We start from the raw sequence: 15999 nt of genomic DNA, 5'->3' as shown, positions 1-15999 counted from the left end.
CGTGCTAGATTGCCGTGTCTGTGCCTGCGAAAGCTGTCGCACGCCGGAACCCTTTCCGTTGTCCGCAAGTCTGCGAATGGTTCAGCCCCGATAGTATGGGGCAATTTGCGCTTTGCTCAGCGGGAACGGTTCTGTCATATCGACGTTACACATTGGAATAGTTCCTAAAAGGTTTGAAAATGCCTCCTTATCGTTCGCGTACAACCACCCACGGTCGCAACATGGCCGGCGCGCGCGGCCTATGGCGCGCCACCGGCATGAAGGATGAGGATTTCGGCAAGCCGATTATTGCCGTGGTGAACTCGTTCACCCAGTTCGTGCCCGGCCACGTGCACCTGAAGGACCTCGGCCAGCTCGTTGCGCGCGAAATTGAAAGCGCTGGCGGCGTGGCAAAAGAATTCAACACCATTGCGGTCGATGACGGCATCGCCATGGGTCACGACGGCATGCTCTATTCGCTGCCGTCGCGTGAACTCATCGCCGACTCGGTCGAATATATGGTCAATGCCCATTGCGCCGATGCGATGGTCTGCATTTCCAACTGCGACAAGATCACTCCCGGTATGCTGATGGCCGCTCTGCGCCTCAATATCCCGGTCGTGTTCGTTTCCGGCGGTCCGATGGAAGCAGGCAAGGTCGTCTGGGATGATCAGGTCAAGAAGCTCGACCTCGTCGATGCGATGGTTGCAGCCGCCGACGACAGCTACACCGACGATCAGGTCAAGGCGATTGAGCGTTCAGCATGCCCGACCTGCGGTTCGTGCTCGGGCATGTTCACCGCAAACTCGATGAACTGCCTCACCGAAGCGCTCGGCCTGTCGCTGCCGGGCAATGGCTCGACGCTCGCAACCCATGCCGACCGCAAGCGCCTCTTCGTGGAAGCCGGTCATCTGGTTGTCGATCTCGCCCGCCGTTATTACGAGCAGGACGACGAAAGCGTGCTGCCACGCTCGATTGCGAGCTTCCCGGCTTTTGAAAACGCCATGACGCTCGACATTGCCATGGGCGGTTCGACCAATACGGTTCTGCATCTGCTTGCAGCTGCACAGGAAGCCGAAATCGATTTCACCATGGCCGATATCGACCGCCTGTCGCGCCGCGTGCCGGTGCTCTGCAAGGTCGCGCCTGCCAACAATACCGTTCACATGGAAGATGTGCACCGCGCAGGCGGCATCATGGGCATTCTCGGTCAGCTCGACAAGGCAGGGCTGATCAATACCGATCTGCCGACCGTGCACAGCGAAACCGTTGCCAAGGCGCTCGATCATTGGGACGTGACCCGCACCAACAGCGACATGGTGCACAAGTTCTATTCAGCTGCACCCGGTGGCGTGCCGACGCAGGTTGCCTTCTCTCAGGAACGCCGCTTCGACAGCGTCGATACCGACCGTGAAAAGGGCGTCATCCGCTCCAAGGAACACGCCTTCAGTCAAGATGGCGGTCTGGCCGTGCTTTACGGCAATCTGGCCGAAGACGGCTGCATCGTGAAGACAGCAGGCGTGGACGATTCCATCCTGAAGTTCTCCGGCCCTGCCCGCATCTTCGAAAGTCAGGATACCGCAGTACTCGGCATTCTGAACGGCAAGATCAAGGCTGGCGACATTGTACTGATCCGCTATGAAGGCCCGCGCGGCGGCCCCGGCATGCAGGAAATGCTCTACCCGACCAGCTATCTGAAGTCGAAGGGTCTGGGTAAGGCTTGCGCGCTGATCACCGACGGACGTTTCTCGGGCGGCTCTTCAGGCCTCTCGATTGGTCACGTTTCGCCGGAAGCAGCCGAAGGCGGCACCATTGGTCTGGTGCGCGAAGGCGATATCATTGATATCGACATTCCAAACCGCAAGATCCATCTGGCTGTTGATGATGCAACGCTGGCAGAACGCCGCGCCGAGCAGGAAGAAACGGGCTGGAAGCCAGCGGAAACACGCAAGCGCAAGATTTCCACTGCCTTGAAGGCTTATGCTTCGATGGCAACCAGTGCCGCCAAGGGCGCGGTGCGGAAACTGCCGGATTGATTGTTACGTGATTTAGCACTGCCCTATTAAGGGCAGTGCTATTTAACCTTTAAATTTCTTATTGAAGTTTTCTATATTGATAGTTTCAGCATTATTTTTTTTAAACCAATCTATCAGATCTTTATAATCATCGCCCCATTGCGAAGCTCCGTAGTTTCTAGAGCATGACGGTATATGGTTTTCTGTTGCCAATCTTTTTTTAATGAAATTGAAAATTATGCCAGTATTAAGACGCCAACGCTTCTCAAAATCCCGGTCAGAATCCACACCAATCGCTAAAAGCGGCCTGAAAACATAGTTCTGATAAACTATACCTAATTGCGCTTCAATTTTATCTACATCTCGAGAAACTAATTTCGATACTTTCTCAGCAAGTGAATCGATATCTCTATCGGAAACAACACCTATCCATGATAATATGTCCTTAATATTTTCAGTACTCTTCAAAGATTTATTAAAATCAGAGGAAGCTGATGACTTTACTTCGCAGATGATAATATCATTGTGCTTCTCTTTTAGGCTTAGAAAGTCACACCCACTATCCCCTACATGGCTTTGCGAATGATGAGCACCTTTAAAAGCTAGCCAGTCTACTTCCCCGCGCACAGTTCCGCTTTTAGGCGAGTGGATAATATATTTTGACAAAAAATAACCATTTAGCCGCAAATATAAACCTACTAGCTTTTCAAGTGGCTCCATGTCGTATTTACCCAATTAGTCGTGTTTATTTTATAAGTGGCATCAGATCATTCTTCACAGATTCTGGCGTAAACGGCCCGACATGCTTGTAGACAATCTTACCATCCGGACCGACGAGGAAGGTTTCCGGCACGCCGTAGACGCCCCATTCGATGGCTGAGCGTCCGGCGCGGTCGGCACCGACGGCTGCAAACGGGTTGCCTAGATCGCCCAAGAAGCGGCGCGCATTTTCCGGCTGGTCCTTGTAATTGAGGCCAACCACGCGGATGCGCTCGTCCTTGGCGATTTCCATCAGGAGCGGATGCTCCTGACGGCAGGGAACGCACCACGATCCCCAGACATTCACCAGTGTCAGCTTGCCCTTAAACTCTTCGCTGTTGAGGCCGGGCACAGGCACGCCATCGCGCACCAGCCCCTCGACGGGCGGCAGGTTCGTCTGCGGTGCCTGCTTGCCGATCAAAGCGGAAGGGATCGTCGTATTGTCCTTGCCCGACAGAAGCTGGACCGCAAACACCGCCGCCAGTCCGACGAAAATCGCCAGCGGCAGCAGGGCAACCCATGTGGAGCGCTTTTTCGGCGCGGCTGGCTTCTCGGTCGTTTCGGTCATTGTGCTTTACCGGAGGCTTTTGCAGAACGGCGGCGCACACCCTGCGCCTCAAGCCGCTTCAGTTCGTTTTTGTGGATACGCTGATCGATCAATATCCAGCCAATGGTGACGGCGAGTGCCGCGACCGTGATGCCATAGGATGCGAGAACATAGCCAAGATGGTTCATACTGCACCCTCCTGTGCTTTGCGATTGCGGTCGGCATTCCGTGCGGCAAGCTTCTTCATCGACGCCACGCGGCGGCGCCAGATTTCATTGCGCATGGCCATCATATGCAGGGTGAAAAACAGAAGCGAGAAGCCGATAGCCATCACGAAAAGCGGGCGCAACATGGAGCCGTCGATGGTCGGTCCATCCATGCGGAACACCGAGGCTGGCTGATGCAGCGTGTTCCACCAGTCGACCGAGAATTTGATGATCGGAATATTGATGAAGCCGACCAGCGTGAGCACGGCCACAGGTTTGGCGCTTTTCGCCGGATCGTCCATGGCGCGCGACAGCGCGATAATGCCGAGATACATCAGGAACAGCACGAACACCGAAGTCAGTCGCGCATCCCACACCCACCACGTGCCCCACATCGGCTTGCCCCAGAGCGAACCGGTGGCGAGCGCAAGCGCGGTGAAGACGGCACCGAGCGGAGCGGCTGCGCGGATCGAGACATCGGCCAGCGGATGTCGCCAGACCAGCGTGCCCAGCGCCGAAACAGCCATGATCGAATAGCACATCATGGAAAGCCATGCGAAAGGCACATGGATATACATGATGCGAACCGTCATGCCCTGCTGGTAGTCTTCCGGCGACAGGAAAAAGACCATATAGAGACCAGCCGCCAGAAACAGCACCGAAAGCACGGCCAGCCATGGCAACACCTTGCCTGCAAAGGCAAGGAACCGCGTGGGATTGGCCAGATCGAGCCAGCTCGTGGTTTTAACGGCGTCTTTGGTCATGTCTTTTTCCATGGCCTATACTTACCTTCCACCCCCGTGCCGTTCAATTGACCGTAATCAACTGCGTCAATCCGCCGAACTTGATCGATTCTGATCGTAGCGGGATCAGAAAACAGTCCAGTGGACTGTTTTCCCCGCGAAGGCGGTTCCCACTTTTCGGGATCATGTTCAATCCGCCGAACTTTTCAGTGCCGCGCTCGCGGCCAGAGGCCCGAGGACGGCAAAGAACAGGGTGAGTGCTGCAAGAATAAGGAATGGCGCCAGAAAGGGCGCATTGTCTACTGTCGCTCCATGCGAAGCTGATACACCGAAAATGAGCACCGGAATGGTGAGCGGCAGAACGATCACCGACACCAGCAACCCGCCACGCGGCAGCGCCACGGCAAGGGCTGCACCCACAGCGCCAATGAAGGCGATGGCGGGCGTTCCCACCAGAAGCGTCAGCGATGTTGCGCCGATTGCCGATGCATCCATGTTCATGAACAGGCCGAGCATTGGCGATGCGATTACCAGCGGCAGCACACTTGCCACCCAATGGGCCACGCATTTCACAAAAACCGTGAAGGCCAGCATGTGACTGTCCGCGCCGATCAGCAGCAGGTCGAGCGAACCATCCTCCCGGTCAGCCTGAAACAGCCGGTCGAGCCCCAGTAGCGTTGCCAGCAACGCGCCGATCCACAGCATGGCAGGACCGATGCGTGCGAGAAGGTTGAGATCAGGCCCGACGCCGAAGGGCATCACCGAAATCACGGCCAGAAAGAATAGGATTCCGATCAGCGCGCCACCACCGGCGCGGAAACTGAGGCGCAAATCTCTCAGAAAAAGCGCCAGCATCAGGCAGCCTCGACTGAACAGGCGGCCATGTCGAGCGCGCTGACACCTTCAAGGCCAAGAGGAATATGCGTTGCAGCGACGATCATGCCGCCGCCCCGCATATGCCCGCGCATCAGCTCGGCGAAGCGGGCTTCGGACGCCTTGTCGAGACCGGCTGTCGGTTCATCGACGATCCAGAGCGGACGATGACTGACCAGAAGCCTGGCGATGGAAACACGGCGCTTCTGCCCCGTCGACAGATAGCCGAAAGGCAGATGCTCCACGCCGGGCAGATCGACGGCTTCCAGCGCCTCATCGATCTCCGTTTGCGCAGCACCATTGAACTTCTGCCAGAAGGACAGGTTTTCACGCACGCTGAGCGCCGGTTTCATCGCGTTCTGATGGCCGAGATAATGGCAGGCGGCGCGCACCGGAAAAACTGTGCCATCCTCGCGAAGCTCAACCTTGCCCGCTTCGGGCTGAAGCAGGCCGCTGATGATTCGCAGCAGCGTGGACTTGCCCGAGCCATTCGGTCCGGTCACCACCAGCGCCTCGCCTTCACCGAGAGCAAAAGACAGGCCAGCGAAAATCGTTTCCCCGCCTCTCTCGCCCGCCAGATTTTCGGCTTCAAGCCGCATTTTATACCCTCTAAGCCCCGATGGATAATTGCCAGACCAATAGAACCGGAACCCCGGAAGGTCTACGGAAAGGCATCGCAACATTTCGCCGCAAGGGGCCGAATTCACGATATTCTGTCTGGAATCGTTTTAGAAAACTCTCTATATGAGGGCTACCACGCCAGCGGTCGGCGTGGAAACCATTTTTGGCCGATCTCAACCTGTTGCCCTCAAGGACGCAGGCATCGGGACGGACAGCGGAAATGACTGCACCCGCACCTTGGCGCGTCCTTGAAACGCAGCAGAGGCGTTCGTCCTGGTTTTCCGGCCAGTAGCATGAAGGACGAACGCAGTGTCGCACATCGACAGCTTTAAATGCCGCAAAACCCTTACCGTAGGTGGTAAGGATTATGTTTATTACAGCCTGACCGAAGCCGAAAAGAACGGTCTCGAAGGCGTTTCCAAGCTTCCATTCTCCATGAAGGTTCTGCTCGAGAACCTGCTCCGCTTCGAGGACGACCGCTCCGTCAAGAAGTCGGACATCGAAGCTGTTGCCAAGTGGTTGAACGACCGCGGTTCCGCAGGCGCAGAAATCGCCTACCGCCCGGCCCGCGTGCTGATGCAGGACTTCACCGGCGTTCCTGCCGTCGTTGACCTTGCAGCCATGCGCGACGGCCTCAAGGCTCTTGGCGGCGATCCGGAAAAGATCAACCCGCTCGTTCCCGTCGATCTCGTCATCGACCACTCGGTCATCGTCGACGAATTCGGCAATCCAAGCGCATTCAAGGCCAATGTGGACCTCGAATATCAGCGCAACGGCGAACGCTACCGCTTCCTGAAGTGGGGCCAGCAGGCATTCAAGAACTTCCGCGTCGTTCCTCCGGGCACCGGCATCTGCCATCAGGTGAACCTCGAATATCTGGCCCAGGCTGTCTGGACCAAGGAAGAAGACGGCGAAACCGTTGCCTACCCTGACACCTGCGTCGGCACCGACAGCCACACCACCATGGTCAACGGCCTTGGCGTTCTGGGTTGGGGTGTTGGCGGCATCGAAGCTGAAGCTGCCATGCTCGGCCAGCCGGTTTCCATGCTTCTGCCGGAAGTCGTTGGCTTCCGTCTGACCGGCAAGATCAAGGAAGGCGTGACCGCGACCGACCTCGTTCTCACCGTCACGCAGATGCTGCGCAAGAAGGGCGTTGTCGGCAAGTTCGTCGAGTTCTTCGGCGAAGGCCTCGAAAACATGACGCTGGCCGACCGCGCAACCATCGCCAATATGGGTCCGGAATATGGCGCGACCTGTGGTTTCTTCCCGGTTGACCGCGAAACGCTCAACTACATGAACACCACCGGCCGCGACGAGCATCGCATCGAACTCGTCGAAGCTTATTGCCGTGCACAGGGCATGTGGCGCGACAAGGGTGCAGCCGATCCGGTCTTCACCGACATTCTCGAACTTGACATGAGCGACGTGGTTCCGTCGATGGCCGGCCCGAAGCGTCCGGAAGGCCGCATCGCGCTGGAAAACATCGCTTCCGGTTTCGCCACCTCGCTCGAAAACGAGTACAAGAAGACCACCGGCCAGACCGCGCGTTATGCCGTTGAAGGCGAAGACTATGATCTCGGCCATGGCGATGTGGCGATTGCCGCCATCACGTCGTGCACCAACACCTCGAACCCGAGCGTGCTGATCGCCGCCGGCCTTCTGGCCCGCAACGCCGTTGCCAAGGGCCTCAAGACCAAGCCTTGGGTCAAGACTTCTCTGGCTCCCGGCTCTCAGGTCGTTGCCGCCTATCTCGAATCCGCTGGCCTCCAGAAGGATCTCGATGCGCTCGGCTTCAACCTCGTCGGCTTCGGCTGCACGACCTGCATCGGCAATTCCGGTCCGCTGCCTGCTCCGATCTCCAAGACGATCAACGAAAAGGGCCTGATCGCGGCTGCCGTTCTTTCCGGCAACCGTAACTTCGAAGGCCGCGTTTCGCCGGACGTTCAGGCAAACTACCTTGCTTCGCCGCCGCTCGTCGTCGCCCACGCTCTTGCCGGTACAGTCACCAAGGACCTGACCAAGGAGCCGCTCGGCGAAGATCAGAACGGAAATCCGGTGTTCCTCCGCGACATCTGGCCTTCCTCTCAGGAAATCCAGGAGTTCATCGCCAAGAACGTGACCCGCAAGATCTTCTCGGAAAAGTATGCGGACGTCTTCAAGGGCGACGAAAACTGGCAGGCCGTTCAGGTGCCCGCAGGCCAGACCTATGCATGGGACGACAACTCGACCTATGTGCAGAACCCGCCTTACTTCGTTGGCATGGGCAAATCGGCCGGTACGATCGGCGACGTCAAGGGTGCCCGCATTCTGGGTCTCTTCGGCGACAAGATCACGACCGACCACATTTCGCCTGCCGGTTCGATCAAGGCACAGTCGCCAGCTGGCAAGTATCTCATCGACCATGGCGTCGGCATTGCCGACTTCAACCAGTACGGCACGCGTCGCGGCAACCATGAAGTGATGATGCGCGGCACCTTCGCAAACATCCGCATTCGCAACCACATGCTGGGCGAAAACGGACGAGAAGGTGGCTACACCATCCACTACCCGTCGAAGGAAGAAACCTCGATCTATGATGCTGCCATGCAGTACAAGGCCGAGGGCGTTCCGCTCGTCGTCTTCGCAGGCGTCGAATATGGCAACGGTTCTTCGCGTGACTGGGCTGCCAAGGGCACCAACCTGCTCGGCGTCAAGGCCGTGATCGCGCAGTCCTTCGAGCGTATCCACCGCTCCAACCTCGTCGGCATGGGCATTGTGCCTTTCGTCTTTGAGGAAGGCACCAGCTGGCAGACACTGGGCCTCAAGGGCGACGAAATGGTCACCATCGAAGGTCTTGCAGATGTACGTCCGCGCCAGAAGGTCGACGCTTCGATCACTTTTGCCGATGGCACGGTGAAGAAGGTTCCGCTCATCTGCCGCATCGATACGCTGGACGAGCTCGACTACATGAAGAACGGCGGCATTTTGCAGACCGTTCTGCGCGATCTCGCTGCTTAATCAGCACGCGCTTGAAATTCAGAAGCCGCCGGAGAAATCCGGCGGCTTTTTTATTTTAGATTAGACATGGAGCCTATCGGCCTGATCGGATCATTTCTCTGATTTTTACCGCTTTTTCAAAGTGATCGAGGGTATGGGTCTTGATCCACCACTCGGCAGCTTCCATGAGCAATTCAGGCTCCGTGTTCTTGTTGGCAAAGAACGCATAGAACGAGATACCGACCGTATCGCCCTTTTTCGCTATCTTCTCATCGCAAATGGCGATGGCTTTTTCTCTCAAGCTCGATCTCATGTTCAGCCAGTCTCGTTCTCGCACAATCTGTTGTGGGCTATTTTGGTGATATTCGCCCTTAAGGGTGAGATATGGGAATCGTAACGCCTGCGAATCTCACCGCAACGTGAATTCCTATTGATTGCAGGACTTCTTACATAATAGATGTCAGCGACAATTATTGCAGGATGAAACGAAGTGATACTCCACGCCCCCTTCTATGGGACAGGTTCATGGCTTACCGGCGAGCATTTGCCCGGCTGGCGTAGCATCTGTGCCGTTCTGGGGCTGGCATTCACCGGCTGCATCTCCATGCAGGGGCCGGCCAAGGCACAAGACAGTGGCAAGAAGACCGCCGTTCTGGAGCTCTACACCAGCCAGGGCTGCAAGTCCTGCCCCAAGGCTGACCAGAATTTCGCGAAATATGCCGACGATCCCAATGTTCTGGCGCTGTCGTTCCATGTCAATTACTGGGATTATATGGGATGGCGCGACACGCTTGCCACCCAGGAAAACACCGACCGGCAGAACGCCTATCGCAACTCCTTCAATGCGCGCATGATCTATACGCCGCAAGCCATCATCAATGGTACGACGGAAGTGAACGGTCGCGACAGTGAAGCCGTTCAGGCGCAGATTGCGGCCAACAAGCTGGATGTGCCGGTTTCGATCACACAGCTTGATGATGGGCGCCTGTCCATCGATATCGGTGCAGGCAAGAAGCCGGAAGCGCCGGTGCATGTCGTGCTGTTCTATTTCCGCGATTCCGTGACCATTCCGATCACCGAAGGTGAAAATGCCGGTGAGGCTGTCACCTATCGCAACACTGTCCGCGATACCAATACGATCGGCATGTGGGACGGCAAGCCGCTGAAGATCGAAATCCCGGCGTCGGAACTGAAACGCAAGGATGTTTCAGGCTGTGCGGTGGTGCTGCAGGAAACGCGCGATGACAATTCGCTCGGCCCTATCCATGGCGCGGCCATGTTCAAGCAGAAGAAGCCGATCGGCCTTTGAGCTTTCTGCGATCCTCATCGCTCTTGCGCGATTTACAGCAAGAAATGCGTTTCGATCAGATCGAACAGATTCTCATTTTGGGCTGATGTAGCGTCGGGCATCTGGGTGCGTGTTGCAACTTGGTTCAGCGGGGCTGGAAAAGGTTGGTTCGGCTCGGGCAGTCCTTTGGGCGGGGGGCTTGGGGTCGGACATACCCGAACCGAACCGTCTCAGGCAACGTGTAGATGCTGAAGCCATAATCAGGCTGGAATGCGAAGCTGACAAGGCGAAAATGTGGCCGACAATCACCATTCCAAACAGGCATTCTCTTTTCGTGAATAACTAATATAGAGCCCATAATCCCTATTTATTGGGGCTTTCCCCGCCAGATAATTGGCGATGAAAACCGGCCTGCAAAAGCCTCCCCTTGAAATTGCTTCACAAAAGCATCACCCTGTTGTCATGCGCCGGTTCGGTTCGCTTCGTCGCCATTGCCGAATATCCAAACCGGTTGCGCGCAGTTTGTTCTTGATCCCGCCCGGTCTTCGGTCCGGCTCTGCAAAAGGCTGAAAGGAACGACATGAATACGTCAAGCGTGGCGAATGAGGATTTGTCATCCCCTTCTCCCTCGTCTGCTTCGCCAAAGGTCGTTCCTATCGACCGTGTGCGACCGGCTCCCATCAGTTTCAACCGGCATGAACTTGCCAAAATCCTGAACATTTATGGCCGCATGGTTGCCTCCGGCACGTGGCGTGATTACGCCATTGATCATCTGGCTGACCGTGCGGTGTTTTCCATCTTTCGCCGCGCAAGCGAAGTACCGCTCTTCCGCATCGAGAAGAATCCGAAGCTGGCGCAGAAACAGGGCGCTTATTCGGTCATCGCTGCAAGCGGGCTTATCATGAAGCGCGGCCATGAGCTGGAACGCGTGCTGCGCGTGTTCGACAAGAGCCTCAAGCTCGTCGAAAGCTGATTTCGGCAGCGACTACAGGATCATGAAAGTGGCGGCGTTCCCGGCTCGATTGAACGCCCGCCGTTGAGCGGTAGCTGCATCAACACCGTATCCAGCCAGCGTCCATGCTTGAAGCCGGAGCCCTCGATACGTCCGCAATGGGTGAAGCCAAGGCTCTCATGCAGCTTGACCGAGCCGATATTGTGTTCGCCATCGCCGATGACCGCCAGCAATTGCCGGAACCCCAATGCAGCAATACGGTCGATGAGTTCCCGCAGCAAAAGCTTGCCGATACCCTTTCCCTTCGCATCCGGGGCGATATAGATCGAATCCTCCGCAAGCCAGCGGTAGGCTGGTCTGACGCGGAAATAACTCGCATAGGCATAGCCCAGAACCCGGCCATCCTCCTCCGCGACGAGGATCGGAAAGCCCTGCTCCACGAATGCCTCAAAACGCTTCACCATTTCGTCCATTGTCGGCGGCTCGATCTCATAGGAGCCCGCGCCGGTCAGTACGGCTTCCGTATAGATGGTGGTAATCGTTTCAATATCGGCAGGCTGGAAATCACGAATGACGGGCATGGGAGGAACCGGAGTAAAGTGTTTTGATAAGGCTTCTACCATGCATCAGTAATCATATGGACAAAAGCAAAAAGGGCAGCGTTTCCGCTGCCCTTTTGTTCAATCACTCTTCAGTCGACTATTCGCGGTTGCCCATGAACTGCAGCAGGAAGGTGAACATGTTGATGAAGTCGAGATAGAGACGCAGCGCGCCCATTACGACCTTGCGGCCATGCGCATCCGAAGAATCGCCTTCGTAGTACATTTCCTTGATCGACTGCGTGTCGTAGGCGGTGAGGCCTGCGAAGATCAGAACGCCGATCACCGAGATCGCGAACTGCAGCGCGGTGGAGCCGAGGAAGATGTTGACGACCGATGCCAGGATCAGGCCGAACAGGCCCATGATCAGGAACGAGCCCATGGCGGACAGGTCGCGCTTGGTCGTGTAACCGTAGAGCGACAGCGCGCCAAAGGAAGCAGCCGTCACGAAGAAGGTGCGAACGATGCTCTGGCCGGTGAAGACCAGGAAGATCGACGACAGCGACAGACCGACGAGAGCTGCATAGCCCCAGAAGACGGCGTTAGCGGTCGAGACCGAAAGACGTTCGATGCGGAAGCTCAGGAAAAACACTGCCGCAAGCGGCGCAAGCATCACGACCCAGCGAAGCGGAGACGTGTAGAGCGCCACACCGAGACCGGTGAGCATCTTGCCGTTGGCGAGCTGGGCGACGGCTGCGGACGGGTCCGTGGTCGTTGCGAGTGCTGCAACGGCAAATGCGGCAAGGCCGGTAACGGCCAAGCCGATAGCCATCATGTTATATACGCCAAGCATATAGCTGCGCAGGCCCTGATCGATGCCTGCATCAGCGCGAGCGCCGCCTACCGGCCTCTGCTGCGCCTGAATATTGCGAAAGTCAGCCATGACTTAAATCCTCTTGCCATGTCCCGTCCGGTGTCGGGGGCGCTCAAAAGGTCGAGCCGCCGCCAGGCGCCGCTGGCGGGACCCCAGCATGCCTGCCTGACATTATGGGGATTTCGGCCTTCGCGTACAAGTACCACCTGTAAAAAAACGTGATGCAGCAGCCTGGAAGTGTAAACGCTTTCTCCATACGATCCAATGACTTACGTTTTTCTGCCCGTGACGATTACAAATCGTTCATATCGTCCTGAGTACCTGGGCAGGCTTTTGGCCGAGAACGCGCCATGTCCCGGCCAAGCCGAAACCGACAGTCAGCACCAGCGCGATGGCAACGGTCATCAGCGCGACATCAGGCAGGAAGCTCGCTTTCAGCTTCATGATTTCCACCACGACATACCAGCCAGCCACGCTGCCGGCGACAAGCGCAAAGAGCGCCGTTGCGAGTCCGAGCAGCATATATTCAAGCACATAGGCCGTGATCAGCGTGCCGCGCGTGGCGCCCAGCGTCTTCAGCACCACGGCATCGTGGACACGGGCGCGGTTGCCCGCAGCCAGCGCTCCGCCCAGCACCAGAACGGATGCAGCCAGCGCGATGGAAGCCGCAGCGCGAATGGCGGTTGCAAGCTGGCTGATCAGATCATTGGCGACATTGAGCGCATCGGTCACGCTGACCGTCGTAACGGCGGGCCATGTCTTGGTGACCTGCCGCAGCACATCAGGCGCAAGGTTCTTCTGGCTATCGGGAATGGTGAGCGTCGCCAGCCAAGTCGCAGGCGCACCGGCAAAGGTATTGGGCGAAAACACCATGACGAAATTCATCGCAAGCGTTTCCCACTGAACCTGACGGAAGCTTGCAATCTTCGCGGTGATGTTGCGGCCCAGCACATTGACCGTCACCGTGTCGCCGAGCTTCAGGCCCAGTTCCTTGCCCTCGCGCTCCGCGAAGGACACCAGTGGTTCGCCACTATAGTCGTTCGGCCACCATTCGCCTTCCGTCAGTGTCGAGTTTTCGGGGACCGTATCGGAAAAGGTAATGCCACGGTCGCCGCGCAGCACCCAGGCTGCTTCCGGCGGGATGGTCATGTCGCGCACATTGGTGCCGTTGAAGGCAACGATACGCCCGCGCAGCATCGGACCGGAGGTCAGCTTGCCATCGGGTACGATGCCGCTGACCAGCTTGGTGAAATCGCCGATATCGCGGTTCTGGATATCGACGAAGAAAAAGTCGGGCGCCTGTGCTGGAATGTTTTCCGTTACCTGGCGACGCAGATTGCCATCGATCAGCGCGATTGCCACCATCAGCGTCAGGCCAAGGCCCAGTGAAAGCACCACAGAGGGCGTGAGTGCGCCGGGTCGATGGATGTTGCCCACTGCAAGCCGGAGCGACGTCGAGCGCACGCGCGGAACCCGGCGGGCAAGCCAGCGGATGCCGTCGGCGACTAGCCGCAGCACGCCGAAAGCCGCAATGGCCGAAACGATGAAGATTGCGGCGATACGCCGGTCATAAGCAACGTAGAGCGCCAGACCGGCGAGTGCAGCAATCAGCAGAACCGCAAGGGTGAGATAGAGGAACGGTGGCAGGCCGCGCTGTTCAAAACCTTGTTCGCGGAAAAGCGCCGTCGCCGGAATATCGCGTGCGCGGCCCAGCGGAATAATCGCGAAGGCAAGCGTGGTGATGAGGCCGAAGACGGCAGCGAGCGCCAGAGCATCGGGAAAGAAACCGCCACCACCGGCGACCGGCAGATAATTGGCAAGCGCCATCGCGGCAGCAAACGGGATAATCGCCGCCAGTATCAGCCCGAGAACAATGCCTATGAAGCCGATCACCATAATCTGCACGAGATAAACCAACACCGCGAAGCGCGCTGGCGCGCCGAGCGACTTGAAGGTGGCGATCACGCCGCGCTTGCCGTCAAGATAGGCGCGCACCGCATTGGCGACGCCGACACCGCCGACGATCAGGGCTGTCAGGCCCACCAGTGTCAGGAATTGCGAGAAGCGCTCGATATTGGCGCTCAGCGCCGGAGCGGCATTGGTGCGGGAACGGATGTTCCAGCCTGCATCGGGGAAATCGGCAGCGGCCTGCCGCCTGACTTCGGCAATTGCTGCATCCGGCGCGCCGTCCGGAAGAGCAACCTTGTAGATATGATCGACAAGGCTTCCGGGCTGAATGAGACCGGAAGCACGCAGGCCATCCAGCGAAACCAGAAAGCGCGGCGCAAAATTGAAACCCGAAGAAAGCAGGTCCGGTTCGCTCTCGATCAGGCCACGCAATTCAAACACTTGCGAGCCGAGCAGCACTTTTGCGCCAAGCGAAAGGTCCATGCGATTGAGGAAATCCTGACTGACGGCCGCGCCATAGGTGCCGTCCTTCTCGCCGGTCATGTCAGCCAAAGATTGCTGCGGTTGAACCTTCAGTTCGCCATAAAGCGGATAGGCCGCGTCGACAGCCTTCACCTCGACCAGCGACTGGTCGGAACCATCGGGCATGCGCGCCATGGAGCGCATGGTGGCGCTTTCCGCCATTCTGCCCTGTTTTGCGATGAAGGCGCGTTCTTCCGCCGTTGTTTCCCGCTGATTGAGCGCGAAGCTGACATCACCGCCCAGAATGCTCTGGCCTTCCGACGCAATGCCGGTGCTGACCGAGCGCGCCACCGAGTTGACGCCGCCGATAGCGGCAACGCCAAGCGCGATACAGGCGAGGAAAATATAGAAACCGGACAGGCCACCGCGCATTTCACGCAGCGCAAAGCGGAGAGCAAGCGAGAACGACTTTGCTGCACTCATGCGCCAGCTGCCAGCGATTCGAGAACCGAGCCGCCCTGTGCAGGCTCTTCGATCCGGCCCGAGCGCACTGGAATTTCGATGTCGCAGCGCGCCGCAAGCGCCGGGTCATGCGTGACGAGCACCATGGTGAGGCCGTTTTCGCGCTGCTTGGCGAACAGAAGATCAGCAATCTGGCGCCCCGTCGTGGTATCGAGATTGCCGGTCGGCTCATCCGCGATCAGGATTTTCGGGCTTGGCGCAAGAGCACGGGCAATCGCAACGCGCTGCTGTTCACCGCCGGAAAGCTCCGATGGATAATGGGTGAGGCGCTCGCCAAGGCCGACAGCGCGCAATTCGCGTTCCGCCACCTCGAAAGCATCGCGACGCCCGGCCAGTTCCAATGGCACGGCGACATTTTCAAGCGCGGTCATGTTGGGAATGAGGTGGAAGGACTGGAACACGATGCCGATATTGGCGCCGCGGAAAGCGGCGGCCTGATCTTCGCTCATCTGGCTGATCGTCTCACCGGCAATCTTCACAGTTCCGTTATCAACATGCTCCAGACCGGCCAGAACCATCAGCAGCGTGGACTTGCCGGAACCGGACGGACCAACGATGCCAACCGACTGTCCCTGCGATATATGAAGGGAAACGCCCTTCAGCACATGCACCGATGAGGCGGCGTGACCAAGGGTTAGATGAACGTTCTCAAGTTCGATAATCGGGCCAACAACCTGTTCCGTCACGCGGTTTTTATCCTATATGAATCTTTAGAACCAAACAGCGCGCCACAAA

The 15999-nt window shown here is 57.6% G+C and carries 15 protein-coding genes; 4 read left to right on the top strand and 11 right to left on the bottom strand.

The features are described 5' to 3' along the window. The first annotated feature begins 179 nt into the window (after positions 1 to 179). Positions 180 to 2015 carry a dihydroxy-acid dehydratase gene (ilvD, locus tag OANT_RS00570; RefSeq protein ID WP_011982333.1) on the top strand — a complete coding sequence of 612 codons (1836 nt, stop codon included), beginning with the start codon at positions 180 to 182 and terminating at the stop codon, positions 2013 to 2015. A 42-nt stretch (positions 2016 to 2057) separates the two neighbouring features. Here the strand turns inward: ilvD and OANT_RS00565 are convergent, their stop codons facing one another. The 6 genes from OANT_RS00565 to ccmA form a co-directional block, all read right to left on the bottom strand. Then, a complete protein-coding gene (locus tag OANT_RS00565; protein ID WP_011982332.1) occupies positions 2058 to 2714 on the bottom strand; it encodes a hypothetical protein in 657 nt (218 codons plus the stop codon). A gap of 25 nt (positions 2715 to 2739) precedes the next feature. Next, positions 2740 to 3321, bottom strand: a complete 582-nt coding sequence (locus OANT_RS00560; protein ID WP_011982331.1) for a DsbE family thiol:disulfide interchange protein — start codon at positions 3319 to 3321, stop codon at positions 2740 to 2742. Beyond that, a complete protein-coding gene (gene ccmD, locus OANT_RS00555; RefSeq protein ID WP_011982330.1) occupies positions 3318 to 3488 on the bottom strand; it encodes a heme exporter protein CcmD in 171 nt (56 codons plus the stop codon). Before ccmD ends, OANT_RS00560 begins: the two co-directional genes overlap by 4 nt. Then, positions 3485 to 4270 carry a heme ABC transporter permease gene (locus OANT_RS00550; protein WP_029375847.1) on the bottom strand — a complete coding sequence of 262 codons (786 nt, stop codon included), beginning with the start codon at positions 4268 to 4270 and terminating at the stop codon, positions 3485 to 3487. Before OANT_RS00550 ends, ccmD begins: the two co-directional genes overlap by 4 nt. Positions 4271 to 4438: 168 nt before the next feature. Continuing rightward, a complete protein-coding gene (gene ccmB / locus OANT_RS00545) occupies positions 4439 to 5104 on the bottom strand; it encodes a heme exporter protein CcmB (RefSeq protein WP_011982329.1) in 666 nt (221 codons plus the stop codon). Next, on the bottom strand, positions 5104 to 5721 hold the full coding sequence (gene ccmA, locus OANT_RS00540) for a heme ABC exporter ATP-binding protein CcmA (protein WP_011982328.1): 618 nt from the start codon (positions 5719 to 5721) through the stop codon (positions 5104 to 5106). The genes ccmB and ccmA overlap by 1 nt, the downstream gene beginning before the upstream one ends. Before the next feature lie 331 nt (positions 5722 to 6052). On the opposite strand from ccmA, the gene acnA reads away from it, so the two are divergent. Further along, positions 6053 to 8740, top strand: coding sequence for an aconitate hydratase AcnA (acnA, locus tag OANT_RS00535; RefSeq protein ID WP_011982327.1), 2688 nt, complete (start codon positions 6053 to 6055; stop codon positions 8738 to 8740). 73 nt (positions 8741 to 8813) lie between these two features. Here acnA and OANT_RS00530 read toward each other — a convergent pair whose 3' ends face one another. After that, positions 8814 to 9032, bottom strand: a complete 219-nt coding sequence (locus OANT_RS00530) for a DUF6500 family protein (protein ID WP_040129021.1) — start codon at positions 9030 to 9032, stop codon at positions 8814 to 8816. A 261-nt stretch (positions 9033 to 9293) separates the two neighbouring features. On the opposite strand from OANT_RS00530, the gene OANT_RS00525 reads away from it, so the two are divergent. Together OANT_RS00525 and OANT_RS00520 are read left to right on the top strand one after the other, a co-directional pair. Then, positions 9294 to 10028 (top strand): DUF1223 domain-containing protein, encoded by a 735-nt coding sequence (locus OANT_RS00525; protein WP_029375846.1) that lies wholly within the window; start codon positions 9294 to 9296, stop codon positions 10026 to 10028. Between the two features lie 559 nt (positions 10029 to 10587). Further along, positions 10588 to 10980, top strand: coding sequence for a DUF2794 domain-containing protein (locus tag OANT_RS00520; RefSeq protein WP_010657937.1), 393 nt, complete (start codon positions 10588 to 10590; stop codon positions 10978 to 10980). A 20-nt stretch (positions 10981 to 11000) separates the two neighbouring features. Here the strand turns inward: OANT_RS00520 and OANT_RS00515 are convergent, their stop codons facing one another. From OANT_RS00515 to OANT_RS00500, 4 genes are all read right to left on the bottom strand, one after another. Continuing rightward, positions 11001 to 11540: a GNAT family N-acetyltransferase gene (locus OANT_RS00515; RefSeq protein WP_040129023.1), complete on the bottom strand. Its 540-nt coding sequence runs from the start codon at positions 11538 to 11540 to the stop codon at positions 11001 to 11003. A 118-nt stretch (positions 11541 to 11658) separates the two neighbouring features. Further along, positions 11659 to 12441: a Bax inhibitor-1/YccA family protein gene (locus tag OANT_RS00510; RefSeq protein ID WP_011982324.1), complete on the bottom strand. Its 783-nt coding sequence runs from the start codon at positions 12439 to 12441 to the stop codon at positions 11659 to 11661. 234 nt (positions 12442 to 12675) lie between these two features. Continuing rightward, on the bottom strand, positions 12676 to 15225 hold the full coding sequence (locus OANT_RS00505) for an ABC transporter permease (RefSeq protein ID WP_011982323.1): 2550 nt from the start codon (positions 15223 to 15225) through the stop codon (positions 12676 to 12678). After that, a complete protein-coding gene (locus tag OANT_RS00500) occupies positions 15222 to 15950 on the bottom strand; it encodes an ABC transporter ATP-binding protein (protein ID WP_011982322.1) in 729 nt (242 codons plus the stop codon). Before OANT_RS00500 ends, OANT_RS00505 begins: the two co-directional genes overlap by 4 nt. Positions 15951 to 15999 lie beyond the last annotated feature (49 nt).

This window comes from Brucella anthropi ATCC 49188 (assembly GCF_000017405.1).
GTDB classification, from domain to species: domain Bacteria; phylum Pseudomonadota; class Alphaproteobacteria; order Rhizobiales; family Rhizobiaceae; genus Brucella; species Brucella anthropi.
The sequence above is the reverse complement of the archived record's forward strand: the minus strand, read 5'-3'. Positions and strand labels throughout refer to the sequence as shown.

Bases quoted from the DNA above. Each gene is read 5' to 3' on its own strand.
- ilvD (WP_011982333.1), top strand. From the start codon at position 180: ATGCCTCCTTATCGTTCGCGTACAACCACCCACGGTCGCAACATGGCC.
- OANT_RS00565 (WP_011982332.1), bottom strand. From the start codon at position 2,714: ATGGAGCCACTTGAAAAGCTAGTAGGTTTATATTTGCGGCTAAATGGT.
- OANT_RS00560 (WP_011982331.1), bottom strand. From the start codon at position 3,321: ATGACCGAAACGACCGAGAAGCCAGCCGCGCCGAAAAAGCGCTCCACA.
- ccmD (WP_011982330.1), bottom strand. From the start codon at position 3,488: ATGAACCATCTTGGCTATGTTCTCGCATCCTATGGCATCACGGTCGCG.
- OANT_RS00550 (WP_029375847.1), bottom strand. From the start codon at position 4,270: ATGACCAAAGACGCCGTTAAAACCACGAGCTGGCTCGATCTGGCCAAT.
- ccmB (WP_011982329.1), bottom strand. From the start codon at position 5,104: ATGCTGGCGCTTTTTCTGAGAGATTTGCGCCTCAGTTTCCGCGCCGGT.
- ccmA (WP_011982328.1), bottom strand. From the start codon at position 5,721: ATGCGGCTTGAAGCCGAAAATCTGGCGGGCGAGAGAGGCGGGGAAACG.
- OANT_RS00530 (WP_040129021.1), bottom strand. From the start codon at position 9,032: ATGAGATCGAGCTTGAGAGAAAAAGCCATCGCCATTTGCGATGAGAAG.
- OANT_RS00520 (WP_010657937.1), top strand. From the start codon at position 10,588: ATGAATACGTCAAGCGTGGCGAATGAGGATTTGTCATCCCCTTCTCCC.
- OANT_RS00515 (WP_040129023.1), bottom strand. From the start codon at position 11,540: ATGCCCGTCATTCGTGATTTCCAGCCTGCCGATATTGAAACGATTACC.
- OANT_RS00510 (WP_011982324.1), bottom strand. From the start codon at position 12,441: ATGGCTGACTTTCGCAATATTCAGGCGCAGCAGAGGCCGGTAGGCGGC.
- OANT_RS00505 (WP_011982323.1), bottom strand. From the start codon at position 15,225: ATGAGTGCAGCAAAGTCGTTCTCGCTTGCTCTCCGCTTTGCGCTGCGT.